This is a genomic window from Tahibacter amnicola (assembly GCF_025398735.1).
GTDB classification, from domain to species: Bacteria; Pseudomonadota; Gammaproteobacteria; order Xanthomonadales; family Rhodanobacteraceae; genus Tahibacter; species Tahibacter amnicola.
The window spans coordinates 1,453,299-1,477,967 of record NZ_CP104694.1; the positions used below are offsets into that span (position 1 = coordinate 1,453,299).

Consider the following 24,669-nt stretch of genomic DNA (forward strand, 5'->3'; position numbering starts at 1 on the left):
CCGGGACGCGGCCTGCGGTTTCGCCAGTCCATGCGTGGTCAGGGGGAAGGCCCGCGCCAACCGGTCCGATCGCGTAGCGTATCGAGCAGCCGCGCCGTCGCATAGGAAAGTCGGCCCTGTTCGACCGGCGCGCCGAAGGCGAACCAGTACTCGGGATTGTCGTCGCTCACCACAAATGCAAACGCGTCGGAAGGTGGACGTACGACCAGCGGAATCCAGGCCTCGTGCGCCGGCGGCGTTTCCACGGTGCGCATCGTGCCGTCGTCGCTTTTGAGTGCCAGCGAGAGGCGGGGCATCCCCAGATAGCCCGCAACGGGGAAACGCAGATAGCGCGAGCGGCTCTGCAGCGTGGCACTCGTGCAGGTGCCGGTGGCCGCGTTGCCCGTCCCGGCGGCGAAGGTGCCCAGCGATCCGGCGGGCCACGCCGGTGTGGTCGGGAAGGCACCGGGCGCGACGAGCAGCGCGCATCCGGACCAGTCCACGGCCAGCGGCAGCCGGATCGCCATCGGCAGGAGAGAGCGCACGGTGGCATCGTCCAGCGCGCGCGCGACCAGTTCCTTGTTCGGATGGCCCACCTGCTGTGGCGTCGCCTGCTCGAAGGCGCTGCGCCCGGCGCCGTGCAGGAAGTGGCGCAGGTGGGTGGTGGCCGCGGCCTGGTTCTGCCGCAGGGATTCGAGCTTCGTGATGCCGTGCAGGCCCCAGATTCCCAGCGCCGTAAACAGCGTGGCGGAGGCAAGAATCACGTAGACGCCCGTCGCCACGGCGGCGCCGGTCCGCATGGCGGCGGGTTGCCAGTGGCGCAGGGCGAGAATGAGGTTCGCCGCGACGCCCAGAACGAGGACATCCGTGTAGCGGCTGGCGAGTGTAGCGCCAGGTGCGTAGCGCGAGTATCCGATCGCCAGGCATTGCAGCAGCACCCAGCCGGCGATGCCCAGGTAAAACAGATCGGTGCCGGTCATCATCCGCCGGCGCAGCGCCACCAAGGTGCTGACCGCCGCGGGCCACCAGATCAGGGCGGCGATGGTCCAGCTCGCCGGCAGTGGCCACGACAGCGTGTCGCGCGTCGCCGCGAGGAACTGCGCGACTGTCGTGGGGTGCATGCTGCCGTGGTGCGGAGCCGGCGCCATCAGCCCGATACCCAGCGCAAACAGCGCCGCCAGGACGCTGCCCAGTACGACCAACTGGCGGCGATCGATCCGCCCGGCCCGGAAGGCCACCAGCGCGGCACCGGCAACGGCGGGGGCCGCAAGGCAGCCGGACGCCAGCGTCAGCAGGCTGAGAAAGGTGCAGGCGAGGGCCGCTGCGATGGGCAGCCACCGGCCGGGTCGGGCGCGGGCGACGGCCAACAGCGCCAGGGCCGTCCAGCCCACCATGAAATAGAACGCGTTCTGCACGCCGGAAACGAGGTTTTCCCAGCCGTAGGGAATGGCGCCGATCATCACCAGGCCAACGGCGCCGGAGAACAGCGCGCCCGTCGACAGGCCACGGAACCAGGGCCAGGCCACCAGCGCCAGGACGGCGGTGTAGAGCCCGATGTTGGCGCAGGCCTCGACCAGGTTGTCAAACTGCGCGCCGTTGAGCCAGAACAGCACGAGGCCCGTCAGCCGGGTGAAAAAGATGACGTGCTCGTTGTGCGGCTTGAACAGGTCGGCGAACGCCAGCGTTTCGTCAGCTGCCGGCTTGTACAGTTTCACGACCATGCCGTCCCACTGGTCCCAGTACGGAATCTCGGATCCGTACACGGCCAGGACGATGAGGCGGACCAGCACCACGACCGCCAGGGCCGTGAACAGGGACGCGCCGTGAAGCAGCCGCGATGGCACTTCCGGCGTGCCGACGGGTGTGGACGTCACTCAGTCCACCTTGAAAGAAAGGTATTTGTGGCCAAGGAAGCTGGTCAGGATCGGGACGCCAATGCCAACCGCGTGTGCGATCTCCTCGACATACACGGTGATACCGATCTGCGGCAGCAGCCAGCGCGCGAGCAGCAGGCTGATCGCCAGTGTCTGCACAAGGCCGAACAGATTCACGACCACGAAATACGTCGCCTGCCGGTGCAGGGGATTGGTCGATCCGGCGAAGACGAACAACCGGTTGAGCACGAATGCGCTGGAAAGCCCCACGCAGAACGCCAGTGAAATGGCAACGATGTAGGTCGTGAACAGGTCGAACAGGATGCGCGAGCCGAAATTCAGGCCCGCCGCGACCGCGCTGACGGCAACGAATCGCAGGAACTGCCAGCGGCCGTCGCCGTCGCGGGGTGCGACGGCGGACGGATTTGCCGGTTCGCCTGACACGGCCATTACGCGGTGTCCTTGCGCGCGACCACCAGCGCCTGCTTGCCAACGAAGCGCCAGGCGAACGGCAGCTTGAGGTACAGCGAGACCAGCCACGGCGCCTTGGGCAGGCGGCTCTTGGTGGTGTACGGCAGGAACCGGTCGATCACCACTTCCGGCGTCAGGCCGGCCAGCTGCAGGCCTTCGACCAGGCTGCGCTCGGTCAGCGGCGTGTGGTGGTCGAAGAAGTCCCAGTATTCACCCGGCAGGTAGCGGATGTTCGGCTGCAGCACGATCACCTTGCCGCCACGGCACAGGATCCGGCGCGTCTCGCGGAACGTTTCCAGCACCAGGTCCTTGTTCGGCAGGTGCTCCAGGAAGTTGCTCATGAACACGACATCGACGCTGTCGCTGTCGAGCTGCTTGATGGCCGTGCAGGATTCATTGATGACGCGGATACCCGGCCCGGCGAACCGGCGAACGTCCGGGTTGAGGTCGACGACGATCTTCTGGCCCGCCTGGATATTGTTGATGAACTCGCAGTAGCCGGCACCGATGTCGACAACCGTGTCCGTGGGTTTCACGTACCGGTTGAAGTACTCCGTGCACAGCACTTTCCAGATGGCGTGCTTCTGCTGCAGCTCCGCTTCGGGAAAGCGCTGGTTGTAGAGTTTGTCGAGTTCGAGTTCGGTCTGGCTCATGGGATCCTCACGACAGGGCAGCGGCGACGAGGTCCTTGGCAACCTTGACGCTTTCACAGATGGACCGGTCTTCCGGGTAATAGTAGGCGGTGTCGGCCATGCAGAAGCCCTGGATGGGCGTACGCATCGGCGGCAGCATGGCATAGAAGCCCGGTGGGCACACCGCCTGCGCGAATTCGTAGCGATGGCAATGCGCGGCCAGCACCCAGTCGCGGCGGAATGCCGGATTGATGTGCGGTAGGTAGCCGAGGACTTCCTCGATGAAGGCCGCGTTGTCGCGGGCAAACTTCGGATGCGTCTTGGGCATGTAGAACGGCGCGTACACCACGGCCGGCCCGGTGCCCGGATTGAGATTGGAATACTCGATGACGCCCGGAATCTCGATCCGCTCGTCGCAGATGTTCATCCAGAAATTCTCGCTCAGCGGCTGCTTGAGCTTGAGGATCACGCAGACTACGGGGATGTTCTCGATCGCCTGGATGCGCGCGACGAAATCCGCGGGCAGATCGGGCACGAGCCTGGGAACGTACTGGATCGGGGCGGTGCTGATCACGCCGTCCACTGCCTGCTCGACGCCGCGCACGACGACGCCACGCACCTTGCCGCCGGATGTGGTGACCTGGTCGATACCCGCACCCAGGTGGAAACGGCCGCCGCGCTGCCGGATGTACTGCTCCATGCGGTCCAGCAGTGTTTCCGAGCCGCCCTCGATGAAGCCGAGCGACTCCTGCAGCAGATTGCGGCGTGACAGGGCGACGCGCTTGATGCGGGTTCCAAGCCAGGCCGCGGAGAGGTGATCCTTGTACTCGTAGAACTTCAGGTGGAACAGGCGTTCCCACAGCACCTTGTAGGCGCGTTCACCAATGGATTTCTTCAGCCACGGGATGATCGGCACCTTGTCCAGTTCGCGCCAGTCGCTGACGCTCTTGGTCTTCATCACGTGCAGGGCGTAGCGCAGCTTGTCGACCAGGCCCAGCTTGTCGAAGGCGAGCAACGCGAACGGCGTGCCCCACTTGTACAGGCGCCCGTCACAGTAGAAGCCCATCTTGGTATCGGTCCACTTGAGCCTGTCCTCGATGCCCAGCTCGCGCAGGAGTTCGAACAGGGGATCGTCGGTCTTGCAGACGAAGTGGTAGTAGCGCTCGATTGTCAGGCCATCGAAATCAAAGCTGGCGGACATGCCGCCAATACGATCGTCACGTTCGTACACATCAACGTCGTGGCCGGCCTTCAACAGCTCCATGGCTGCCATCAGCCCCATCGGGCCAGCGCCCAGGACGGCAAATTTCATCGGGATTGCTCTCGTAACGGAATGTCATTGTCGAACAGGCTGCGGCTGACGAGCCGGTGGCAGTCCGCCTGCGCCAGCGTGACGCGCCAGCGCGTGCCGGCGCGGCCGTCGAAGTGGATCGGAAACTCATGCGGTTGCGCGTTGGCCAGGCAGGCTTCCACATGGGCGCGCCAGTTCATCGAGTCGTGGCGCCGTTGGGCCACTTCCAGGGCGTTGCGCGCGGCGAAGGCGAGAATCATGGCAGCGCCGGCACGCGGAATCTGCGCATCGACGCAGGCGACCTGCACCAGGAACCAGCCGAGAATCACATAGGGGAAAAAGAAGTAGCGTGGCCCAGCCAGCTGTGGATGCAGCCCCGCCAGCGGCTCGCGCAGCACGGAGGCGGCGATCGCGCCCGCCAGGCATCCCAGCAGGAGCAGCGCCGGCAGCCCGAGCTGGCGGCGGTACGCCCACGAAACGTAAGCCAGGAACAGCAGCACGGCCACGCCGCATGGCAGGACCGCCTGCGCCAGGCCCGGCGCGGTGGCGTGCACGATGTAGTACCCGAAGAACTTCTCGACCAGTGGCGCCAGGGCCAGCCCCGGTTCGGCGGTACCGGTGGTACGGAACTGCCAGAGGAACACGCACTGCACGGCGGCCACGCCCGTGGCGACGCCTGCGTCGATCGTACTGTCACGCCGGCGCAGCCACGTGGCGCGCAGGGCATACAGCGGCGCCAGCACCACGATCAATGGCGATGACAACCCACCGAGCAGCAGGAACCCGATGCGGATCACCGGACGGCCGGCGTCGTCGCGCCACAGCAGCGGCAGGAGTGCGAGCAGGCTGCCCCACCATCCGGCGTACAGCGATACGGCAAAGACTTCCGAGTCAGTCGGGATGGCAAGCGGCGTGAGCGCGCACAGGAAAGGTGCACGCAGGTGTGTCGGAGCGAAGGCGACAGCCGCGAGCACGCCGACGCTGAACACCACGCTCAGCCACAGGCCGATCTCGGGCAGCCAGCGGAACGACAGGGTTTGCGCCACCGCATGCAGCAGCTTGATCGGCACGCTCAGGTAACCGGCGATTGGATGCCACAGTGACGCCCAGCCGTTGGCGGCATAGTCGGGAATATTGAAGCGGCCATCCTCGACCCAGATACCCGGATGGGTGAACTGGTCCGGACGCCGGAAGTACAGCACCAGCACGACCGCCACGACGAGCAGGACCAGCTTGGCGGCCACGGTGAACCGCGGCGAACGCCAGTCCACCGACAATACCTTCGCGGCGATGGCTGGTACGGTCGTGCTCATCGACGCTGCGCCGTGGTTACAGGACGCCTCGTCACGGTGTCACCTGGTTGTCGAACAGACTGCGCTGCACCATCTGTCGGCATTGTTCGCCGGTCAATGACACGGACCAGGTCGACGCGGCCAGGCCAACGGTGTGTACCGGCAGCTGGTAGGTCGGTGAACGGGTGCAGCTGTCGACATGCGCGCGCCAGTCGATCGGCTCATGCCGGTGCTGGCCGTGCTCCACGGCGTTTCGAACACCCAGTGCCAGCGCCAGGATGGCGATGACCTGGGTCACGCGCGTCGGAACGGCCGCCAGCTGGATCAGCATCCAGCTGGTGAGCAGGTACGGAAAGAAGAAGTACCTCGGCGTGGTCACCACCGGATGCACCAGCGGCAGCGGTGTGCGGACGATGGAGATCAGGATATTGGCGGCCAGCGCCAGTGCCAGCAGCGCGAAGGCCATGCCGAGGGAACGCCGGTCGAACACACCTGCCGCGGCGATGAAAACGACCAATGCGGCGCCGGCAAGCTGGATCCAGCCGTGTGCGACAAATTCGAGCGAGACGACGGTGTAGTAGCCGAAGAACTTCTCAAGCATCAGCAGCGTGTCGTAGCCGAGCGAATCGGCCTTCGGCGGGCCCGGTGAATGCGTCAGGGCGTACAGTTGCAGGCCGGCCAGGAGCGCGGCCGCCACCACCGTGATGACTTCGTCGCGATGGCGATACCAGAACAGGCGCAGCGCGAACAGCGGGGCGATGGCGATGATCAGGGGGGTCGACAGGGCGCCGACGAAAAGCAGTCCAAGTCGCAGTCCGGTGCGTCGCTGCTCCGTATTCCATAGCAGCGCCAGGAGCGCCAGGATCGAGCCCCACCATCCGGCGAACAGCGATACCGCGAAGTTCTCGGCGCCGGTCGGAATCAGCAGGACGGCGACAGCGCACAGCCAGCGCCAGCGCAACAGCGTCGGCGCGAACGCCACCGCCGCCAGCGAGGCAAAGGTGAAGGCGGTAGTGAGCCACAGGCTGATCTCCGGGAACCAGCGGAACGACAGGCTGCTGGAGATCAGGTAGATCAGCTTGATCGGAAGGGTGTAATACCCGGCGACCGGCTGCCACAGCGAGGCCCAGCCGCTCTGCGCGTAGTGGACGGTGTTGACCACGCCGTCCTCGCCCCACATGTACGGATGGCTGAACTGGTCAGGCCGGCGGTAGAGCAGCACCAGCAGCGTCACGACGGCCAGTACCACGACCTGGACGGTGCGGTTCTCCAGCGCGCCGCGCAACCGCGCGGACAAGGGCATGGACGTTTCGACGATAGCGTTCATCGTTCCAGCACGATATGCGCGTAGCGCGGGTCGCAATAGCTTTCGCGGATAGCCTGCTCGAACGGCGTCTGGTTGACGCCGAATGTCTTTGCCGTGTCGACGCCGGTGAATTCGTCGCCGGCAGTCAGGGCCTTGAGCTGGTCCGCGGTGAACGGCGGCTTGCTGCTGAACAACGCGTAGATCTGCAGCAGGAGTCGAAACAGGCCGTACGGGATATGCACGACCCAGGTCTTCAGGCCCTTGGCGCGCTTGATCGTGTGGATGATGTCCACGTAATCGACGCGGGTATCGCCACAGACGTCGTAGATCGCGCCGGCGGGCTGGGTTTCGATGCACTTGACGATGCAGCGGCAGAAGTCGCGTTCGTACAGGGGCTGGCGCATGTACCGCCCGTGACCGGGAATCGGGAATACCGGCACCTTCTCCATGAAGCGCGACAGCCACCCCAGGTGCTTGGGATCGAACCAGCCGAACATCAGGGTCGGTCGCAGCACGCAGTGCGCAAGGCCACTGTCGACGACGAGTTTTTCCTGCGCCTTCTTGGTGTTGGTGTAGTCGTCATCGGCGACGGAATTGACCACTGACGAGCTGATATGGACCAGATACGGCACGGCGTCCCGACGGCAGGCGTCGAGCACCAGCCGCGTCGCCTGCTCGTTGTTGCGGATGAACTCTTCCGGAAACTTGCCCGTGATCTGGGCGTGCAGCTGCACGACGCAGGCGGCGCCGCGGAACGTCGTTTCCCATTCGCCGTGCTCGGCGAGATCACCCGGCACGACCGTGACGTCCGGATGCAACCGGCGCAGGATCTCCAGGTTATGCGCATGCTTGTCGATAGCGACGAGGTTGCTGTAGCCCTGTGACTTCAGCTCGACAATGAGGTTCTGTCCGACCAGACCGGCAGCGCCGGTCAGGACGATCTTGTCGGTTCGGGCGAGCTTCACGTTCTGTACCTCGGCGGGTGCGGCGGTTCGGTGATTCAGGCGGGCTTGCGGGCGCTGAGCAGGCAGGCGGACGCCAGCTCCAGCTTCTTGGCGTCGTCGAGCTCGCGGACGAAATCCGATTGCAGGAGCTGGTTGGGCGGTAGCAGCAGATCGGAAACGCGCTGGTTCAGGAAATGCTTGCGAGCCTTGCCCTCAAGACCCTGGGCCCAGGATTGCAGGATCCAGGTCAGCGCCCAGACCGGCCCGGTGCTGTCGATGACTTCGACGGAATCCACGGTCAGGTCGCGCTCGAACAGCGCGCGCAGTCCCTGGTGCGTCATGTTGTAGTAGTGGTGCGGATAACCGTGGTAGGGCTGCAGGAAGGGCACGCAGCAGATCAGTTCACCGCCGGGCTTGAGCACGCGGACGAGTTCTGCCGCGCAGCGGAACGGGTCGCGGACGTGCTCCAGGACGGCGATGGAAATGACTGCATCGAAGGCGCCATCCACGAAAGGCAGGCATTCGCCGACGCCGCGCACGTCGGTGGTGTCGTAGTCCACGATCTCGAAGTTCACCACGTGATCGAAGTAGGTGCCGCGCCGGCCAGCACCGCAATCGAGCACCAATCCGTTGGCATGACGCTCCAGAAGTGCCATCACCTTGCCGTCGTACTCGTTGGAGCTGACGCTGTCGGTGTCCGAGATATTGCACTCGCGTCGGAGCGTGTCACTGAGAAAGTCGTAGTGATCAGGCTGGCGCACCATAGGCAGGTCGCTGCGCAGCAGCGGCGCGATGCGTTCGAGCTTGCGGGCTTTTGCCGAATCCAGGAGCTGCGACGGCAGGCGCTGGTTGCGCGCTTCGCGTACACCGTGGCGGAGGAAGTGGTCATGGCCCGAAACGTAGTAGCCATCATCGACGGCTTTGCGCACGTCCGGATTTGCCGCGAGATAGCCGCTTTCGTTGAAATTTTCCCGCGTGGCGGGCTGGGTCAATCGCAGTGCATCCATCCTTCCGTCTCCAATGGGGAATTACGCAGGCTTACAGCTTCACTCGCTTGAAGAGGAACTCCGGTACATGCTTGATCACCAGCATGATCAGGCTCCAGAACCAGGGCAGGTAGGCGACGCTCCTGCCTTTGTCGATGGCGTTGACGATGCCTTTCGCGACATCTTCTGGTTTTGCCCAAAGTGCGCCTTTGGGAAAATCGCGCGTCATCGGCGTATCGACGAAACCGGGCTTGATCGTCAACACGTTGACGCCGGACTTCTGCAGGCGCTGGCGCAGGCCGGAAAGAAAGGCGCTCACGGCGGCCTTGGCGGCGCCATAGGCATAGTTGGACATGCGGCCGCGATCACCGGCGACGGACGAGATGACGGCGATCGTGCCATGCCCCTGGGCCGCGAACCGGTTCGCCAGCGGCGTGAGCAGTGCCATGACTGACAGCGCGTTGATGTCGAACTCGCGCCGCAGTGTCTCGACAGATTCTTCACATTCACGCTGGTTTGACAGCGTTCCGTGCGCGATCAGCACGGTGTCGAGGCCACCCAGGTCGCGGTCGGCCTGCTCCAGCACGGCAGCGTGGGCCGCGAAATCGGTGACTTCGAGCGACGCTGTCGCGGTGCGTACCGCGCCGCGCACGCCGAGGTCGTCGGCGATAGCTTTGAGGCGTGACGCGTCGCGCCCCACCAGGAACAGGGCGTCACCGCGCGCGGCGAATTGCCGGGCCGTCGCTTCGGCGATGGCCGAGGTGGCCCCGATGATCAAGATCCTGCGCATGCATCACTCCGTTACGCGCCGCCAGAAACCCGAAGAAAAGCGGGGATCAAGGTACGGTCGCAGGGTTTCCCAGGCCGGGAAATAGGCCCGGAAGCGGTCCGCACGCATTCGTGCGTCTTTCGCGGGGTAGACCGCGCCGCCCGCCGCGGCCACCACGTCGTCGAGCCGCTCCAGCAGTTCGAAGGTGGCGTGGCCGTCGTTGGGGAAATCCAGGGCGAGCGTGGCCCCGGGGCGCGGAAACGACAGGATACCAGCGGATCGGCGCTGGCCAAACATTTTCAGCACCGCCAGGAACGAACCGGTACCGCTGTCGGCGATCTGTTCGATCAGGTCGGTCAGCGTGTGCTCGGCGTCTTCCGGTGGAACGACGCACTGGTACTGGAGGAATCCGCGCCGGCCGTAGATCCGGTTCCAGTCGCCGATGCTGTCGAGCGGGTAAAAATAGGGCTCGTAGTGGGTCAGTGCGTGGGCGACACGGCCACGCTGGCGGTGGTAGTAGAGCGTATTGAAGGCGCGCAGGCTGAGGCTGTTGATCAGCGAAACCGGCGGCGTCACCGGCACGGCCAGGCGTCGACGCGGGCGGGCCGGGCCATCGCCGGCCGGCGCATGATTGGCACGGATGAAGTGCCCGCGGCCGAGACGGTCGCCGCGCGCCGCGCAGTCGATCCAGGCCACGGTGTATTCGTAGTCGCTTTCCGATGCGGCCGACAATTGCAGGAATTCACGCAGGCGGGAAAAACGGTGGGTTTCCACGTTCATCCACGCGCCGCGTACGCGGCGCAGGCGCAGTTCCGCCCAGGTGATCACGCCGGTCAGGCCCAGGCCGCCCGCGGTGGCGGCGAACCAGTCCGCATTCTCAGAAGGGGAACACCAGCGTCGGCTGCCGTCGGATCGCAGCAGCTCGAAGCCGTTCACCCACTCGCTGAAACATCCGGCGACGTGGTGGTTCTTGCCGTGGACGTCATTGGCAATGGCGCCGCCGACCGTGACGAATTTGGTGCCGGGCGTCACGGGCAGGAACCAGCCCTGCGCGACGGCGAAATCGAGGATGTCAGCCAGCAGCACGCCGGCTTCGCAGCGCAGTACGCCGGTCGCCGGATCAAACGCGATCAGGCGGTCCAGTCCGCGCGTGTGCAGCAGCGTTCCGTCGTGGTTGAGACAGGAATCGCCGTAGCTGCGGCCGTTGCCATGGGGCAGGGCGCTGCCTTCAAAGCTCGGCAGGGGCGCGTGACGGTCGGTCAGCGCGATAAGACGCTGGTCGGCGCGGGGATAGCGCCCCCAGGATTGGCCCTTCACCGTCATTGCCGCGGTTCCATCAGATGGCTCCCGCCACGACCAGCGCGCACAGCACCAGGATGATCCGGCTGACGCGGTCCACCAGGGCGAAAACCACCGGGTCATCGTGCATGGCACCGCGGTGGGCGATGATCCAGACGCGGCTGATCCAGTAGAGCAGCAGGGGACACAACAGCCAGAGTACCTGCGGACGGTGATAGAGCACTTCGCTGGCCGTGCTGTTGATATAGAGCGCCAGCACGAGCACGCTCAGGTAGCCGCTGGAACCGCCCAGGGATTGGAGCAGCGGCAGGTCGTCCACCGCGTAGCCGCGACCACTGGCGGTCGCCTTTCCGCCCAGTTGCATGGCATGCAGTTCGGTATAGCGCTTGAGCATGGCCAGGCTCAGGAACAGGAACATCGAGAAAGCGAGCAGCCAGAAAGACAGCCCGCCGCCGACCACCACGGCCCCGCCGACGATACGGACGGTATACAGGCCGGCCAGGGCCACCACGTCGACCATCACCACGCGCTTGAGCCAAAGCGAATAGGCGAGCGTCATCGCGTAGTAGATCGCCAGGACGCCGGCGAAAGCCGGCGAGAGAATCAGGGCCAGCCCGAAGGCGAGCAGGGTCAGCGCGGGCGCGGCAATCAATCCGGCCTGCAGCGGCAGGGTGCCGGCCGCGAACGGGCGCAGGCGCTTTCTCGGGTGGCGCCGGTCCGCATCGAGGTCGAACAGGTCATTGAGCACGTAGACGCCGGAGGCGCACAGGCCAAAAATGAAGAACGCCGCAACGGTGGAAAGCAGGGGCACGGTTTCGAGTACACGGTGCCCGGCAAACAGGGGCAGGAACACCAGCAGGTTCTTCAGCCACTGGTGCAGGCGCAGGGCCTTGATCCAGGTGCGCAGGCTGCCGCGGCTCGCCTCGAACACGCGATCGACTTCGCATTCGCGCGCCGCCGCCGCCGCAAGGCCGTTGCCGGCATTCACGACAATGGCGCGTCGTGCATGTTTCCACACGTGGAGGTCTCGGTACTCGTTGCCGGCGTAGTCGAAACCGCGCTCGCCGTAGCGCTCGCGCAGCGCCTCGCCCTTGTTGCGGCCGGCCAGATTGCGTTCGCCGTCGCTGGCCATCACTTCGTCGAAAACGCCGACGTGCGCGGCCACTGCCTGCGCCAGTTGGGCATCCGATGCGGTACACAGAATGCGGGGACGTCCCTTCACGTCGTCGCGCAGCCAGCTCACGACACGTTCGTCGTAGGGCAGGCAGGCGGCATCCACTTGTGCGCGGCGCGCGATCTCGCGCTTGAGGTGCGCCTTGCCGCGCAGCAACCAGGCGACAAAAACCAGCAAATACAGTGGGTTACGCCGCAGCAGGCTGAGTGCCGATTCGACCAGGAGATCAGATCGGATCAATGTGCCGTCCAGGTCGACGCACAGGGGAATTGCCGACTCTTGCATCCGTGGGCCCGTGTCAATCCGTCGCGCGGGGCGCGAACGTTGGATAAACGCCGAGCTTACTACGTCAGCCGGGCCGGTTTCAGTGTGCCCGGCCCGCTACAACCGTTTCAGGCGGGAATGTCCGTGGCGGACAGGACCACTCCCTCGTGATCGGTCACGCGCGCGCGCTGGCCACGGCTCCAGCCGCCCGGGTGTCGTGACAAAAGGTTTCCGCGTAGCGCTGGCCATCAATGTCGTTCCAGAAACCCAGCGGCATCGAGGGAAAGGGCCCCAGCAGGGCGACATCGCCGTCACCGTCGCGCACAGATTTGCCCATGCTGTCGAAGGTATCCCATTTGAGCCCCAGGCCCCGGCACTGGTGTTCGCCGCAGAAGACGGGGAGGACCGGACATCCCAGGGCAATGCTGGACAGCAGGTCGGTACCGCCGCTGCAGGCCGATACCATCAGGCGGTCCTTGACCGCGGTGTAGACGTATTCGCACAGTGGCGCGGCGAGGGTCGATCCCATCGAAAGCACCGTTTTGAGCGAAAGCAACTTGTGCGACTCGCCCGGGCGCAGGCCGGCATCCACGCAGGACTGCAGCCAGGCTGCGTCGGTGACCAGGACGGTGATACCCAGGTCGTCGACGAGATTCCACAGGCTGCGGGGGTCGGCCCGGTGCGGTTGACCGTCGACCATCACGAGCGTGGCGCCCACCGCGAGCGCCGAAGCCAGCCAGTGCCAGGTCGTCGGATCGCCGCCGGTGTCGAAGTGGATTTTGTCTTCGCGCTTGAGATCAGCGTGAAGGACCAGTTCCTTCAGGTGCTGGATCAACGTGCCGCCGGCGCCGTGCACCAGATGCATGCCGCGGCCGAGCGCGTCCGTTGCCGGAACCAGGTAGAGCGGGTGATCGAACGGCATCGGCTCGAACACCAGGGGTTTTTCCTCGCCCTGGAGGAACGCCTCCCAGGACATCACCGGTGAGGGCGCCCGTTCGTTCGCCAGTACGTTGCAGTCGCCCACCACGACGATCCGCTCAAGGGCGGGCAGCGGGCGGATGGCGGCGAGCGTGGTCGCCGGCGACTCGCCGAGCGCGGCCGCGGACGTGATGAGGATTCGCGGTGCGATGTCGATCAGGCGGCCAACGGTGGCGTCGATATCCGCACCGGGCCGGCACAGGGACCAGATCGCACCGATCGATGTGGTGGCCAGCATGGCGAAGAGACTTTCGGGGGAGTCGGGCAGCCAGCCCGCGACGCGATCGCCGGCCTGCAGTCCGTGCCGGCGCAGCGCAGCGGCGACGCGCGCCACCTGTTGTTGCAGCTCCGCGTAGGAATATTCGCGACTGGCGCCGCTGCGATCGCGATGGATGATCGCCGTGCGATCATCTTTGAAACGCAGCAGGTTCTGGGCGAAGTTGAGGCGTATCCCCGGGAACCAGCGCGCTTCGTTCAATGGGGTGGCGCTGACCAGCACCTCGTGAAAAGTACCGGAAGCACGAATGCCGCAGAATTCCCAGACCAGTTGCCAGAAGCGATCCGGATGCCGTACCGAGAAATCGTGGAGCGGCGCGTAGCGGCGGATGTCGTCGTTGCCGGTCTGCTCCCGGACGAAGCGCATGAATCGGCTGATGTTGGCGCGTTCAATACGCTCGCTGCTGGGTTCCCAGATCGGTTTTGACATGATGCGAAAGCCTGGCGTCCGTGGCGTGGGAGGAAGCGGTGACGGCCGGGTAACTTAGCAGGAAGCCTGCCAACGCGACCACTGCGCGGACGGCGAATATCCCATAGTGCGCACGTCCGCGTTTTGCGCCGATTCACGATACGTTGACATGGCGCCGCGTGCCACGGTGTTTGTGACGAGATGTGTCAGCGTGCGACAACGCAGAGGCCGCGTTGTCCCACGCGCGAACACCTTTAGAAGCGATATCGCAGCTTGACCAGGAACTGGTCGGCATCGCGCAGCGAAACAGCGTCGCGGAACAGGGCCAGGCCGTTGTCATGGTCGTCGCGACGCTCGAACCCACCGCGGCTGTACACCGCGTAGAAGTCGGACTGCGGCGCCAGTTCATAGCGGTAGCGCAGCTGCAGGCCGAAATTGTTGACGCTGAAGTCGTCCGCGCTGCCGTCGGGGTGAAGCCGGCCGCGCTGACCCAGGCGGTAGCCGCGACCGTCGTGCGCGCTGACGGCGAACCACTGCACCTTGGCGCGCAGTTCGTGGCGGGCGCGGGGGAACCAGTCGAGGTTGATCGACGTGTCCCACAGGCTGCGCTCGTAGCGCGCAAGCTGGTCGTCCTGCTTCCACACCAGCCAGTCGCGACTGCTGCGCGCGTTGACCTCCGCATCCAGCGAGAGCCGGTCGCTAAAGCTGTAGACAAGACGGCCCTCCCACTGCAGGGCATGGCCACCGAGCCCTTCCTGCAGGATCCAGATGCCGGATTCGTAGTGCCAGCCGTTGCGGCGTGGGCTGACGTAGTTGGCGAAGAACCAGTGGCGGGACGGCCGCCAGACATTTCCCGCGCCCCGGGCGATCTCATCGTCGTAGCCGGGCGGACGCCATTGGTACTCGAGCAGGTACGCACCACCACGACGAAAAGAGGCTTCGCGTGTGAGGAAGACCGTGGCCGGTAGTCGAACGCCGCGGTCATTCGTGCTGTAGCGGATATCCGCTCCGTAATCGATAGCGGCCACGGACGATTCGGCCGGACGGTCGTTGACCTTGACGTGGGATGTCCAGCGCAGTTCGTTGAGGCTGTTGCGCGGCAGGTAGCCGGCGTCGTTGAAATCCAGCTGCGCATCGTAGTGGGCCAGGGAGGCTTCGTGGTGCCAGCGCGCCGACGGCGTGAAGGCGGCACCAATCCACGCGCCCGCCCCCTCGCTGGATTGATCGCCGGATTCCACATCCGACAGCAGGATCTGGCCGTTGAGCTGGAAGCGTTCATTGGGCTGCCAGCGCAGGTCGGTGGTGCTGACGGTGGCGTGGCGGTCGAGCGCCGGCCGTTCGACGTCGGTCACCAGCAGGCCGACGCCGACGGTATCCGGCGTGTAGAGCAGGCGCGCAGCGGTGAACTGGCGGCCTGCATCGTCGGCCTCGTCGGCAAGGAACAGGCCGTATTTGAGGCGGCCGGCGTTGCCGTTGAGCTTCACCGCGGCGTCGATGTCGGCGGCGCGTCCGCTGTCGTCGTCCGAGGGGCCGCCGACGCGGCGCGTATAAAGGATGCGTCCACCCTGGGGTGTGCGCAGGTCGAACAGTCCCTGGTTTTCGGTAAAGAAGGGGCGCTTGTCCGAGTAGAAGGTTTCGATGGCATCGAAGTTGACGACCAGCTCGTCCGACTCGACCTGGCCGAAATCCGGATTGAGCGCGGCCGTGAGCTGGAAGTCGCCACTGGGTTTCCAGAACATGTCCATGCCGCCGCGGAACTCCTGGCGGTCATTCTTGACGTCGTACAAGGCGGAAACGTACGGGAAAAAATCCAGGATTTGCGAACGATACTGGGGGATCTCGACCTTCTCGAAAGCCGAGAGGAATACGGGGTTGCCGTAGAAGATCGCCGGCACGGCCGACCGCTCGCTGCGCGAGGCCAGGACGCGGTCGAAGTACACGGCGACGGTGCGCTTGTCTGCAGCGCTGTCGCGCATCGTGGCGATCGTCCAGGGCAACACGATCTCGACGGCCCAGCCGGCGTCATCTTCGTGCACCGCATGGGCCCAGTCGGCGTCCCAGTCGGCGTTGAAGTTGTTTTCCTCGGTGATGACCGCGTCTTCGATCGAGTTGGATAGCGAAACGGTGAAGTTGTAGGCCGTTTTCGCGTCCGCATCGAAGTCGATCATGATGTTGACGCGATCGGCGCTGCTGATGCGGTCGCGTGGCGTGAAGGGCTTCACGCGCGGCAGCGAGGGGTCCTGGGCGCAGCGGAACGCGAATGCCAGGCCTTCGGGCGTGGCGAGCATGCGCACCTGGGTTTCGACGCTGGCCGTGTCAAGGGTGTAGGGCTGGGTGCGGCGCAAGTCTCCGAATACGCGGGCCTGCTGCCATTCGGGTTCATCCGGAACGCCGTCGACGACGATCGCCGCGCTGGCAGGCAGAGCGAATGCACCCCATAGCAAAAATAGTCTGGCCAGCATGTCGGGCGACGCTCCAAAAAACGTGCCAGTGAGCCACGCGATCCTGGCGATGGCATGGGCCAGAAGGCATGCCGGGCGATTTCCCGCCAGAAATGCAAACGGCCCGCGCGAGGCGGGCCGTTGCGGCATAGCAAGGCTGGCGGGATCAGCCCAGGGCCTGTTCCAGTTCCGGAACGAGCTTGAACAGGTCGCCCACAAGGCCGATGTCGGCGATCTCGAAGATCGGCGCTTCGCCGTCCTTGTTGATCGCCACGATGGTGCCGGCATCCTTGATGCCCGTCAGGTGCTGGATCGCGCCCGAAATGCCAATGGCCATGTAGAGCTCCGGCGCGATGATCTTGCCGGTCTGGCCGACCTGCAGGTCGCTGGGGACGTAGCCGGCATCGACCGCGGCGCGCGACGCGCCAACGGCGGCGCCGATCTTGTCGGCCAGGCTGAAGATGATGGCGAAGTTCTCCGCCGAACCCACGCCACGGCCGCCGGAAACGACGCGGTTGGCGCTCTGCAGGTCCGGACGGTCGCTCTTGCCCTGCTGCAGCTCGATGAAGCGGGTATGGCCGGGCAGGGCCACGTCGAGCGCCAGGGTTTCCACCGGGGCCGTGCCACCGGCGCCGGCGGCCGCAAAAGACGCGGTGCGGACGGTGCCGACCAGGGTGCTGCCGGCCGGTGCCTCCACCGTAATGATGGCGTTGCCCGCGTAGATCGGGCGCTGGAAACGCTGCGCGTCAATCACTTCGGCGATGTCGGACACCTGCGCGACGCCGAGCAGGGCGGCCACGCGCGGGGCGAGATCCTTGCCGAACGTGGTGGAGGGGGCGAGCACGTGGCTGTAGCCCGCCGCCGCAGCGACGACCTGCGGCGCATACACCGCCGCGAGCGCATGGGCATTGGCCGGATTGGCCACGGCGAGCACTTTGCTGACGCCGTCGATGGCAGCCGCTTCGGCCGCGATGGCGGCCGGATCGGCCGCGAGCACCAGGACGTCGATGCTGGACGCGCCGAAGGCCTTGGCGCAGGTCACGCAGCGCGCGGTGCTGGCATTGAGCTTGCCGTTGAGATGTTCGGCAATGATCAGGACTTTACTCATGGGATGGTTCCTTGTGGCCGACCGGTCAGACGAGGCCCTTGGCCTTGAGCGTGGCGACGAGCTCGGCCACGTCCTTCACCATCACGCCCTTGCTGCGCTTGGGCGGTGCCGCATAGGCGGTGGTCTTGAGGTGGTCGCCGGATTCGACGCCCAGGCTGGCGAATTCGATGGTTTCCAGCGGCTTGGATTTGGCCTTCATGATGTCCGGCAGCTTGATGAAGCGCGGCTCGTTCAGGCGCAGGTCGGTGGTGATCACGGCGGGAAGATCGACTTCGATCGTCTCCAGGCCTGCATCGACCTCGCGCGTCACGCGCGCGGCAGTGCCGTTGACTTCCACCTTCGAGGCAAAAGTGGCTTGTGGACGATTCCACAATGCCGCAAGCATCTGGCCGGTCTGGTTGCAGTCATCGTCAATGGCCTGCTTGCCGAGGATGACGATATCCGGCTGCTCTTTCTCGATGAGCTTGAGCAGCGTGCGGGCCGCGGTCAACGGCTGGATAGCGTCGTTGGTGACGACATGGATCGCGCGGTTGGCGCCCATGGCAAGGCCGTTACGCAGGTGTGCCTGGCAATCGGCAGGACCAATCGTGGCGACGACGACGTCGGTGGCGATGCCTTTCTCGCGCAGGCGCAGGGCTTCTTCCAGCGCGATTTCGTCGAACGGGTTCGGCGAGAGTTTCACGCCGTCGGTGACGACGCCCGAGCCGTCCGGTTTGACCTGGATGCGCACGTTGTAGTCCACAACGCGTTTGTAGCCGACGAGGATCTTCATGCAACGGATTCCTTGCTGGACACCACAGGCGCGGTCATGGCCGCGCCCGAAAAGAAGGGGGATTCTACCGCGCCGGGCCGGCCGCGGCAGGCGAAACTGTCCGGACAGATTCCAGCCGGCGCAGGATGGCGGCGGCAAATCGGGCGGCCGATCCCTCGCCGTGGGCGAAGAATAGGGACGGTTCGCTGAGTTCAAGCTCCAGAACGACCGGGTTGTCGGCGGTGTCACGGATCAGGTCGACGCGGGCGTAGAGCAGGGGGCCATCGGTGGCGATGGTTGCCAGCGTGCGTTCGGCGACAGCCCGCTCCTGGGCGGTGGGCTCGCGTGCGCTGATGTGCTCGGCGGCGAACAGGGCGCGGGTCGGGCCTTCATCCGGCTTGAGCAGCGGCCCCTTGCGGATGGCGTGGCTGAACTGGCCGTCGAAATAGATCAGCGCCGTTTCGCCCTGGGCGTCGACGCGATCCAGATACGGCTGTATCAGGACGTCGCGTCCGGCAGCCAGGAGCGCCGCCGCATGCGCGGTGGCGGCGGCGACCTGCGCGCGGCCGTAGCGCTGCGCATCGCGCGAACCGGCGCCGACGCAGGGTTTGACGACGAACTCCGGATCGGTGAACCGTTCCAGCGCGCGGGCGATCGCCCGGGCTGGATCTTCGCCCGGGTGCAGGAACAGACCCGGGACCACCGGCACGCCGGCCTGGGCCAAGGCCTCCAGATAGTGCTTGTCCGTGTTGCGGCGGACGACCTCGGGCGGATTGAACAGACGCGTGCGTTGGCTCGCGGCATCAATCCATGCCAGAAACTCGGGCAGGCGTCGGGTGTAATCCCAGGTGGACCGCAGCACGGCAGCGTCGTAGGTGGACCAGTCGACGGACGCGTCGTCCCAGGCGACGATGCGGACATCGGCACCGGACGCCGCCAGTGCCGACGCCAGGGGGGAAGGTCTTCGTCGAGGTCGCGTGCGGCCGTGGCGGTCACCAGGGCCAGGATAGGTCGCTGCATGCTTATTCCTTGGGCGTCGGTGCGAGGTGTCCCTCGGCATCGACCGAAAAGTGATACACGCCGGGACCGCTGCGCGCGTGATCCGGCTCCTCGAACTGTGCCGTGCACAGGTTACCGAAGCGTTCCATCAGCGGACGTCCCTGGAACTGCGCCACGCGCAGCGCCGGCCAACGCGCCGCATCGCACCAGGCGGCGTCCAGCACGATGCTGTACACGGGGAGCCCGGCGTATACCGCGCAGGTCATCACCGACGCACCGCGCGGTGCCATCGCCTTCACGATGGTATCGATGTGCTGACGGATGTCGTCCGAGTGGTGCGGCATCGCCAGTTCGATCTGGCAACCGCCGGTGTAGCTGTGCGCCGCGACCGCTTTCCCCAACTGCGTCATCTGCGCCGCCTCGCGGCCATAGGTGGCGCTCCAGTGGGTACTGACCTGATGTGCCCGCAGGAAGGCCGCTGCGGTAACGCAAGCCAGCAGGGCGACGCCGACGCGGCGCCGCCGCGTATCGCGCAGGCTGGCGATCGCAGCGCCTGCACCCAGCGCCAGGCCGATGCCGGCGAGGTAGTAGAAGCGCAGATTGAGGGAGATCAATCCCGATTCCACCGCCAGGGCCTGGCGTACGATCGGCCACTGCAGGATCGCCGGTACGACCAGCAAGGTGGCTCCGATGAGGATCGCAGGCCACGGCGCCGCTGACGGGCGGCGCAACGCCGCCGCCCAGGGGGTCAGCTGTGCTACCAATAGCGGAGCGGACAATCCGGCAGTCCAGCGCCAATCCGAGGAAAACCCGGCGATCGCAGAGGGCAAACGCCACCACCAGGCGCCGATGCCGGTGATGATGGCCTGCATCCCCGCGCCGTCCCCCAGTGCCGAAGCTGCGCCGGTCCCGCTGGCAAATCGCAGGGCGACCGCGCTGGCGACGGCCGCCGCCACGGGTGCGGCCAGGTCCCACCGGAGACGGCGTTGCGTCCATGCATCGACGGCGGCGTGGACGAGCATCGCGCCGGCAACGGCGTAGGCGACTTCCTTCGACGCCATCGCCAGCAGCAGGCCCGTGAAAACCAGCCAGTAGCGACGATGCTGGCGAAAGGCCGTCTCGTAGGCGAGCAGGGCCAGCAGGCCGAACAGTGCCGCCAATGGATCAAAGCGGTCCGACAGCCAGATCGCCGTGCCGATGCCGATCGGCATGACGCCGAACAGGATGCCAGCCAGGCGCCCGGCGATGACGTCCCCCGTCAGTCGCGTCGCCAGATGCGCCAGCAGCAGCGCGTTGCCCACATGCAGCGCCAGGTCGAAGGCGTTGTGCCACCAGGCGTCGGCTTCGAACACGTGACCGGTGAACCACCAGCTCAGCAAGCCGACGGGGCGGTAGAAATAGGTGAAAAATACATTCTGGTACGTGGCAACCAGCGGGTCGTCCAGGTGCCGGCCCATCGCCAGCCAGCTCCAGTCTTCCGGCGTGACGCCCGCCGACAGGGCTGGCCAGAAAGCGAGGGCGGCCACTGCGACAACGAGGGCGTCCAGTGCCATACGCCATCGCGTCGACACGCCGTGAAAGCCCTGCGCAGGGGAGAGCGGACCTGACATGTTCGTGGCCGATGCGTTCCGGTACTCGTCAGGTGCTCATCGAGAGCCGGATCGCCGCACGCGTCACACGGCGCGACAGCCCGCTGACGACACGTTGCATGAACGTCGGCACGCACGTCATGGGGCCGTGGTTGCGGTGCTGCCGTTCCGTCAGCGCAATCGCGGTGAGCGCCGCGAAAAGCTCCGGATCGCGCGCCTGCACGACCTGCGCCTGTTCCTCCATGTGGGCCACGACGAGCTTCTCGACGCTGTCCATGCAGGTGAGGATGCCGCAGCGGCCGAGCAGGGCGGTGGCCAGGCCCAGCGCCCAGCCGCCAAGCCGCCACACGAACAGGCCGCGGCAGGGGCGGATGCCACGCCGGTCGAGCATTTCCTTGAAGATCGCCCGGTGCGCCCGTTCGTGCGCGAGCTTCTCCTGCAGCAGCCCGCGCCCCTGCGGCCAGACCAGCGACGCCAGCAGGTGCTGGGCCTGGTAGATGCCGATGGCACCGGATTCGCCGGAGTGATCCACGCGCAGGACGCGCTGGATATCCAGCGGCCACAGGTCAGCCTGGCAGGACGTGCCTGGCACGGTTACAGGTTCTGATAGTTCGGGCCCGCCCCGCCTTCCGGGGTTACCCAGGTGATGATCTGGTAGGGATCCTTGATGTCGCAGGTCTTGCAGTGCACGCAGTTGGCGGCGTTGATCTGCAGGCGCTTGCCGGCTTCGTCCTGCACGATCTCGTAGACGCCGGCCGGACAGAAGCGCTGGCAGGGATTCTGGTACTCCTCGGCGCAGCGCGTCACGCAGATGTCCGTATCGGCCACGCGCAGGTGCACGGGCTGGTCTTCATCGTGCTCGGTCGCGGCGAAATAGACAGAGGCGAGCCGGTCGCGTGGCGGCAAGGTGCGTTCGACGAAATCGCGCCGGGGTTGCTCGTAGGTACCAATTTTCTTCGTCTGCGCCCAGTCCGCGTGGTTCTTGAGCGTCCAGGGCGACAGGCCCGCGGTGATCGTCTCCCAGCCGGCGTTGACCACGCCCCACAGCATGCCCTTGTGGAATCCAGGTTTGATGTTGCGCACCTTGCGCAGCTCCTTGCCCACCACCGAGGCGCGCAGCTTCGCGTCCCACCCGACGACGCTGTTGGTCTGCGCAATGTGTTCGGCCGCGAGCATGCCCGAGCGGATCGCCTGGTGGGTTCCCTTGATCTTGGGCACGTTGAGCAGGCCAGCGGCATCACCGATCAGCAGGGCGCCGGGCATCTCGCACTGGGGCAGCGACTGCCAGCCGCCCGCAGCCAGCGCACGCGCGCCGTAGGAGACGATCGAGCCGCCTTCCAGCAGGGGCTTGATGGCTGGATGGTGCTTGAGCTGCTGGAACAGTTCGAAGGGCGAGAGCAGGGGGTCGGCGTAGTCGAGCCCGGTGACGTAGCCGATGGCGACGCGATCTTTATCCAGGTGGTAAAGGAAACTTCCGCCATAGGTGGCATTGTCCGCCGGCCAGCCGATGGTGTGGACGACCTTGCCCGGTTCCACGCGCCCGGGCGGCAGCTGCCACAGTTCCTTGATGCCGATCGACCAGGTCTGCGGATCGCAGTTCTTGTCGAGTGCGTAGCGGGCGATGAGCATTTTCGACAGGTGGCCGCGCGCGCCTTCGCCGAGCACGGTGATCGGCGCGCGGATATCGATGCCCTGGGTGTAGCCGGCCTTGTGCGAACCGTCCTTGGCCACGCCCATGTCGCCGATACGTACGCCGCAGACAGCACCGCTCTCGTCGATCAGCGGTTCGGCGGCGGCGAAGCCCGGATAGATCTCCACCCCCAGCGCCTCGGCCTGCGGCGCCAGCCACGCACACAACGCACCCAGCGACACGATGAAATTGCCGTGATTGTGCATTTGTGGCGGCGCAGGGAGCTTCAGGGATCGCTCCTTGTCGCGCAGCCAGAGGAATTCGTCCCGGGTCACCGGCACGCAGATCGGCGGCGGGTTCTTGCCCCATTCGGGCAGCAGCGCATTGAGTGGCTCGGGTTCGATCACGGCGCCGGAGAGGATCTGTGCCCCTACGGTCGAGGCCTTTTCGATCACGCAGACCCGGATATCGGGCTTGAGCTGCTTGAGTCGGATGGCGAAGGCCAGCCCGGCCGGGCCGGCGCCGACCGTGACCACGTCGTATTCCATGACATCGCGTTCGCTCATGGCGGACTCCGGCTAGGGCGAGAAAGAAAGGGATTGTCACGAATTGCCCCCCTGTGGGGCAATTGCAGGGCGCCGCCGCGCCGGAGGGGCTAGACTTCCGCGGTTGTCCGGTTCCGGGGGCGGGCAGCACCTGTCAATCCGGCAACCTGGCGCGCGCCTCGCGCGGCCTTCCCCGGCCGAAGTTCGAACGGACCCGGTAGCCAGGATCAGGGGGACGTATCAGGTATGCGCAAGTTGTTGCTGTTGATGATCGTAGTCGGGCTGTGCGGCTGGAGCGTTTCCGCGCTGCGCCGGAATGCCCAGGCGGGGGTGCGCCTGGGCCCGGTCTACGAGGGTTTTGCCCAGATACGGATGACGATCCAGGCGGGCAGCCGGGACCTGGAGCTGGTGGTCATCGGCGAGCGCCCGACCGAAGCCGAGTGCCAGAAGCCCAACGGTGGGGTCGAGATGGCGATGGCCTGCCCGCCCGGGGCCCAGTGCGCCATCAAGAGCTACGAGTGCACCCGGGAAATTGACCCGCGCTACCAGCGCATGCTCGACATGCAGCCGTCGACCACCCACTACGTCCATTTCCGGGTGCCGGAAGGCGACCGGACGCGCCGCATGGTGATGGTGGGCTGGGGCATGACCGAAGCGGAGTCGGCGCGGATGTGCGAGCGGGCCAGGGCCCTGGTGCCCTCCACGCCGCTGAAGGACAAGCTGACAGCCTCGTGCATCTGAGGGCGCGCCGTCGTCGTCAGACGCCGCGCATCACGTCACTGCGCTCATAGCGGGTGATGTAGCTGAAGACATCGCCCGGATGCAGGGTGACGGCCACCAGCAGGATGCGGTCCTTCGGATCGAAGTACCGGCGCAGCGTGCGCAGGGCCGGGCTGCCCGGTTCCACTTCCAGCTCGCGCGCCTGCTCGGCGTCCAGGGCAACGGCCGACAGGCTCTGCTCGACCAGGCCGACGCGGGCGAAGAGCTCGCCCTCGATCAGGGCGCGCATCGCGTCCTCCACCCGGGCGAAACCGGGTGGAAGGCCCTGCATGGTGGCGCGGCGATATACGTCGGTAATGCAAAACGGCTTGAGCATGCGGCGCTGGTATCGGATTCCGTGCAGCAACACGCATTCGGTCCCGGCGCGCACGTCCAGCCAGCCGGCGACCGTCGCATCGGCCATCAGGCGGTCGCTGTGGCGCAACTGGAATCGGGTGGCCTGGGTGTATTGCAGCAGATCGTCGATCGACCGCACGTACTGGTTGTAGCGCACCTGCGGCTCGGCGCTGCGCACTTTCGTGCCCGAGCCGCGGCGGCGCGCGATCAGGCCCATTTCCTCCATCGTCCGCAGCGCCTCGCGGGCGGTATAGCGGCTGATGCTGAAGCGTTCGCACAGCTGGGCCTCGGTCGGCAGCATGCCGCCGACCGGGTGATCGCCGCGTTTGAGTTCGTCGCGCAACTCGTCGGCCACCTGCAGGTAGCGCGGTTTGCGCGAGGTGCGCAGGCCGCGTCGGGCGGTGGGGGCAAGATCGACGGTTTCGGGCGATTTTTCTTTCAGCGGCATCACGGCTTCCTGACGGGCAGGCGACCAACGGGGGGAATGGCGAGATCCTAACGTCAGCGTACGCAAAATAATGCGCAGCGTCTTGCGCTCGGAACGAT

General features: G+C 65.9%; 21 protein-coding genes. 1 reads left to right on the forward strand and 20 read right to left on the reverse strand.

Annotation, left to right across the window (positions count from 1 at the left end):
- Positions 1-38: 38 nt before the first annotated feature.
- The 19 genes from N4264_RS06095 to N4264_RS06185 form a co-directional block, all read right to left on the reverse strand.
- On the reverse strand, positions 39-1,853 hold the full coding sequence (locus N4264_RS06095; RefSeq protein WP_261696175.1) for a hypothetical protein: 1,815 nt from the start codon (positions 1,851-1,853) through the stop codon (positions 39-41).
- Positions 1,854-2,303 carry a GtrA family protein gene (locus N4264_RS06100; RefSeq protein ID WP_261696176.1) on the reverse strand — a complete coding sequence of 150 codons (450 nt, stop codon included), beginning with the start codon at positions 2,301-2,303 and terminating at the stop codon, positions 1,854-1,856. It lies immediately after the preceding gene.
- On the reverse strand, positions 2,303-2,977 hold the full coding sequence (locus N4264_RS06105; RefSeq protein ID WP_261696177.1) for a class I SAM-dependent methyltransferase: 675 nt from the start codon (positions 2,975-2,977) through the stop codon (positions 2,303-2,305). The genes N4264_RS06100 and N4264_RS06105 overlap by 1 nt, the downstream gene beginning before the upstream one ends.
- A gap of 7 nt (positions 2,978-2,984) precedes the next feature.
- Positions 2,985-4,268: an NAD(P)/FAD-dependent oxidoreductase gene (locus tag N4264_RS06110; protein WP_261696178.1), complete on the reverse strand. Its 1,284-nt coding sequence runs from the start codon at positions 4,266-4,268 to the stop codon at positions 2,985-2,987.
- Positions 4,265-5,560 carry a hypothetical protein gene (locus N4264_RS06115; protein ID WP_261696179.1) on the reverse strand — a complete coding sequence of 432 codons (1,296 nt, stop codon included), beginning with the start codon at positions 5,558-5,560 and terminating at the stop codon, positions 4,265-4,267. The genes N4264_RS06110 and N4264_RS06115 overlap by 4 nt, the downstream gene beginning before the upstream one ends.
- Positions 5,561-5,591: 31 nt before the next feature.
- Positions 5,592-6,866: a hypothetical protein gene (locus N4264_RS06120; RefSeq protein WP_261696180.1), complete on the reverse strand. Its 1,275-nt coding sequence runs from the start codon at positions 6,864-6,866 to the stop codon at positions 5,592-5,594.
- Positions 6,863-7,810, reverse strand: coding sequence for an NAD-dependent epimerase/dehydratase family protein (locus tag N4264_RS06125; RefSeq protein ID WP_261696181.1), 948 nt, complete (start codon positions 7,808-7,810; stop codon positions 6,863-6,865). The genes N4264_RS06120 and N4264_RS06125 overlap by 4 nt, the downstream gene beginning before the upstream one ends.
- A 35-nt stretch (positions 7,811-7,845) precedes the next feature.
- Positions 7,846-8,796, reverse strand: coding sequence for a class I SAM-dependent methyltransferase (locus N4264_RS06130; protein WP_261696182.1), 951 nt, complete (start codon positions 8,794-8,796; stop codon positions 7,846-7,848).
- 31 nt (positions 8,797-8,827) lie between these two features.
- Positions 8,828-9,565, reverse strand: a complete 738-nt coding sequence (locus N4264_RS06135) for an SDR family oxidoreductase (RefSeq protein ID WP_261696183.1) — start codon at positions 9,563-9,565, stop codon at positions 8,828-8,830.
- A gap of 3 nt (positions 9,566-9,568) precedes the next feature.
- Positions 9,569-10,867 (reverse strand): FAD-binding oxidoreductase, encoded by a 1,299-nt coding sequence (locus N4264_RS06140; protein ID WP_261696184.1) that lies wholly within the window; start codon positions 10,865-10,867, stop codon positions 9,569-9,571.
- A 13-nt stretch (positions 10,868-10,880) separates the two neighbouring features.
- Entirely contained in the window at positions 10,881-12,302 is a 1,422-nt protein-coding gene (locus N4264_RS06145) for a UbiA family prenyltransferase (RefSeq protein ID WP_261696185.1), read from the reverse strand.
- A gap of 154 nt (positions 12,303-12,456) precedes the next feature.
- Positions 12,457-13,965, reverse strand: coding sequence for an AMP-binding protein (locus N4264_RS06150; RefSeq protein ID WP_261696186.1), 1,509 nt, complete (start codon positions 13,963-13,965; stop codon positions 12,457-12,459).
- Positions 13,966-14,198: 233 nt separating this feature from the next.
- Positions 14,199-16,406, reverse strand: a complete 2,208-nt coding sequence (locus tag N4264_RS06155) for a DUF5916 domain-containing protein (RefSeq protein WP_261696187.1) — start codon at positions 16,404-16,406, stop codon at positions 14,199-14,201.
- Between the two features lie 145 nt (positions 16,407-16,551).
- Positions 16,552-17,493: an electron transfer flavoprotein subunit alpha/FixB family protein gene (locus N4264_RS06160; protein ID WP_261696188.1), complete on the reverse strand. Its 942-nt coding sequence runs from the start codon at positions 17,491-17,493 to the stop codon at positions 16,552-16,554.
- A 25-nt stretch (positions 17,494-17,518) separates the two neighbouring features.
- Entirely contained in the window at positions 17,519-18,265 is a 747-nt protein-coding gene (locus N4264_RS06165; protein WP_261696189.1) for an electron transfer flavoprotein subunit beta/FixA family protein, read from the reverse strand.
- 64 nt (positions 18,266-18,329) lie between these two features.
- Positions 18,330-19,106 carry an ATP-grasp domain-containing protein gene (locus N4264_RS06170; protein WP_261696190.1) on the reverse strand — a complete coding sequence of 259 codons (777 nt, stop codon included), beginning with the start codon at positions 19,104-19,106 and terminating at the stop codon, positions 18,330-18,332.
- 160 nt (positions 19,107-19,266) lie between these two features.
- On the reverse strand, positions 19,267-20,796 hold the full coding sequence (locus tag N4264_RS06175; RefSeq protein ID WP_261696191.1) for a hypothetical protein: 1,530 nt from the start codon (positions 20,794-20,796) through the stop codon (positions 19,267-19,269).
- Between the two features lie 85 nt (positions 20,797-20,881).
- Positions 20,882-21,424, reverse strand: coding sequence for a demethoxyubiquinone hydroxylase family protein (locus tag N4264_RS06180; protein WP_261696192.1), 543 nt, complete (start codon positions 21,422-21,424; stop codon positions 20,882-20,884).
- A gap of 2 nt (positions 21,425-21,426) precedes the next feature.
- Positions 21,427-23,028 carry an electron transfer flavoprotein-ubiquinone oxidoreductase gene (locus N4264_RS06185; protein WP_261696193.1) on the reverse strand — a complete coding sequence of 534 codons (1,602 nt, stop codon included), beginning with the start codon at positions 23,026-23,028 and terminating at the stop codon, positions 21,427-21,429.
- A 225-nt stretch (positions 23,029-23,253) separates the two neighbouring features.
- Here N4264_RS06185 and N4264_RS06190 point away from each other — a divergent pair, with 225 nt between their 5' ends.
- Positions 23,254-23,748 carry a hypothetical protein gene (locus tag N4264_RS06190; RefSeq protein WP_261696194.1) on the forward strand — a complete coding sequence of 165 codons (495 nt, stop codon included), beginning with the start codon at positions 23,254-23,256 and terminating at the stop codon, positions 23,746-23,748.
- 16 nt (positions 23,749-23,764) lie between these two features.
- On the opposite strand, the gene N4264_RS06195 is transcribed toward N4264_RS06190, so the two are convergent.
- Positions 23,765-24,571 (reverse strand): GntR family transcriptional regulator, encoded by an 807-nt coding sequence (locus tag N4264_RS06195; RefSeq protein WP_261696195.1) that lies wholly within the window; start codon positions 24,569-24,571, stop codon positions 23,765-23,767.
- Positions 24,572-24,669 lie beyond the last annotated feature (98 nt).

What these genes read in the sequence shown, in the direction of transcription:
- N4264_RS06115 (WP_261696179.1), bottom strand. Translation starts at nt 5,560, where the DNA reads ATGAGCACGACCGTACCAGCCATCGCCGCGAAGGTATTGTCGGTGGAC.
- N4264_RS06100 (WP_261696176.1), bottom strand. Translation starts at nt 2,303, where the DNA reads ATGGCCGTGTCAGGCGAACCGGCAAATCCGTCCGCCGTCGCACCCCGC.
- N4264_RS06150 (WP_261696186.1), bottom strand. Translation starts at nt 13,965, where the DNA reads ATGTCAAAACCGATCTGGGAACCCAGCAGCGAGCGTATTGAACGCGCC.
- N4264_RS06195 (WP_261696195.1), bottom strand. Translation starts at nt 24,571, where the DNA reads ATGCCGCTGAAAGAAAAATCGCCCGAAACCGTCGATCTTGCCCCCACC.
- N4264_RS06120 (WP_261696180.1), bottom strand. Translation starts at nt 6,866, where the DNA reads ATGAACGCTATCGTCGAAACGTCCATGCCCTTGTCCGCGCGGTTGCGC.
- N4264_RS06145 (WP_261696185.1), bottom strand. Translation starts at nt 12,302, where the DNA reads ATGCAAGAGTCGGCAATTCCCCTGTGCGTCGACCTGGACGGCACATTG.
- N4264_RS06155 (WP_261696187.1), bottom strand. Translation starts at nt 16,406, where the DNA reads ATGCTGGCCAGACTATTTTTGCTATGGGGTGCATTCGCTCTGCCTGCC.
- N4264_RS06165 (WP_261696189.1), bottom strand. Translation starts at nt 18,265, where the DNA reads ATGAAGATCCTCGTCGGCTACAAACGCGTTGTGGACTACAACGTGCGC.
- N4264_RS06190 (WP_261696194.1), top strand. Translation starts at nt 23,254, where the DNA reads ATGCGCAAGTTGTTGCTGTTGATGATCGTAGTCGGGCTGTGCGGCTGG.
- N4264_RS06140 (WP_261696184.1), bottom strand. Translation starts at nt 10,867, where the DNA reads ATGACGGTGAAGGGCCAATCCTGGGGGCGCTATCCCCGCGCCGACCAG.
- N4264_RS06185 (WP_261696193.1), bottom strand. Translation starts at nt 23,028, where the DNA reads ATGAGCGAACGCGATGTCATGGAATACGACGTGGTCACGGTCGGCGCC.
- N4264_RS06130 (WP_261696182.1), bottom strand. Translation starts at nt 8,796, where the DNA reads ATGGATGCACTGCGATTGACCCAGCCCGCCACGCGGGAAAATTTCAAC.
- N4264_RS06135 (WP_261696183.1), bottom strand. Translation starts at nt 9,565, where the DNA reads ATGCGCAGGATCTTGATCATCGGGGCCACCTCGGCCATCGCCGAAGCG.
- N4264_RS06110 (WP_261696178.1), bottom strand. Translation starts at nt 4,268, where the DNA reads ATGAAATTTGCCGTCCTGGGCGCTGGCCCGATGGGGCTGATGGCAGCC.
- N4264_RS06160 (WP_261696188.1), bottom strand. Translation starts at nt 17,493, where the DNA reads ATGAGTAAAGTCCTGATCATTGCCGAACATCTCAACGGCAAGCTCAAT.
- N4264_RS06105 (WP_261696177.1), bottom strand. Translation starts at nt 2,977, where the DNA reads ATGAGCCAGACCGAACTCGAACTCGACAAACTCTACAACCAGCGCTTT.
- N4264_RS06175 (WP_261696191.1), bottom strand. Translation starts at nt 20,796, where the DNA reads ATGGCACTGGACGCCCTCGTTGTCGCAGTGGCCGCCCTCGCTTTCTGG.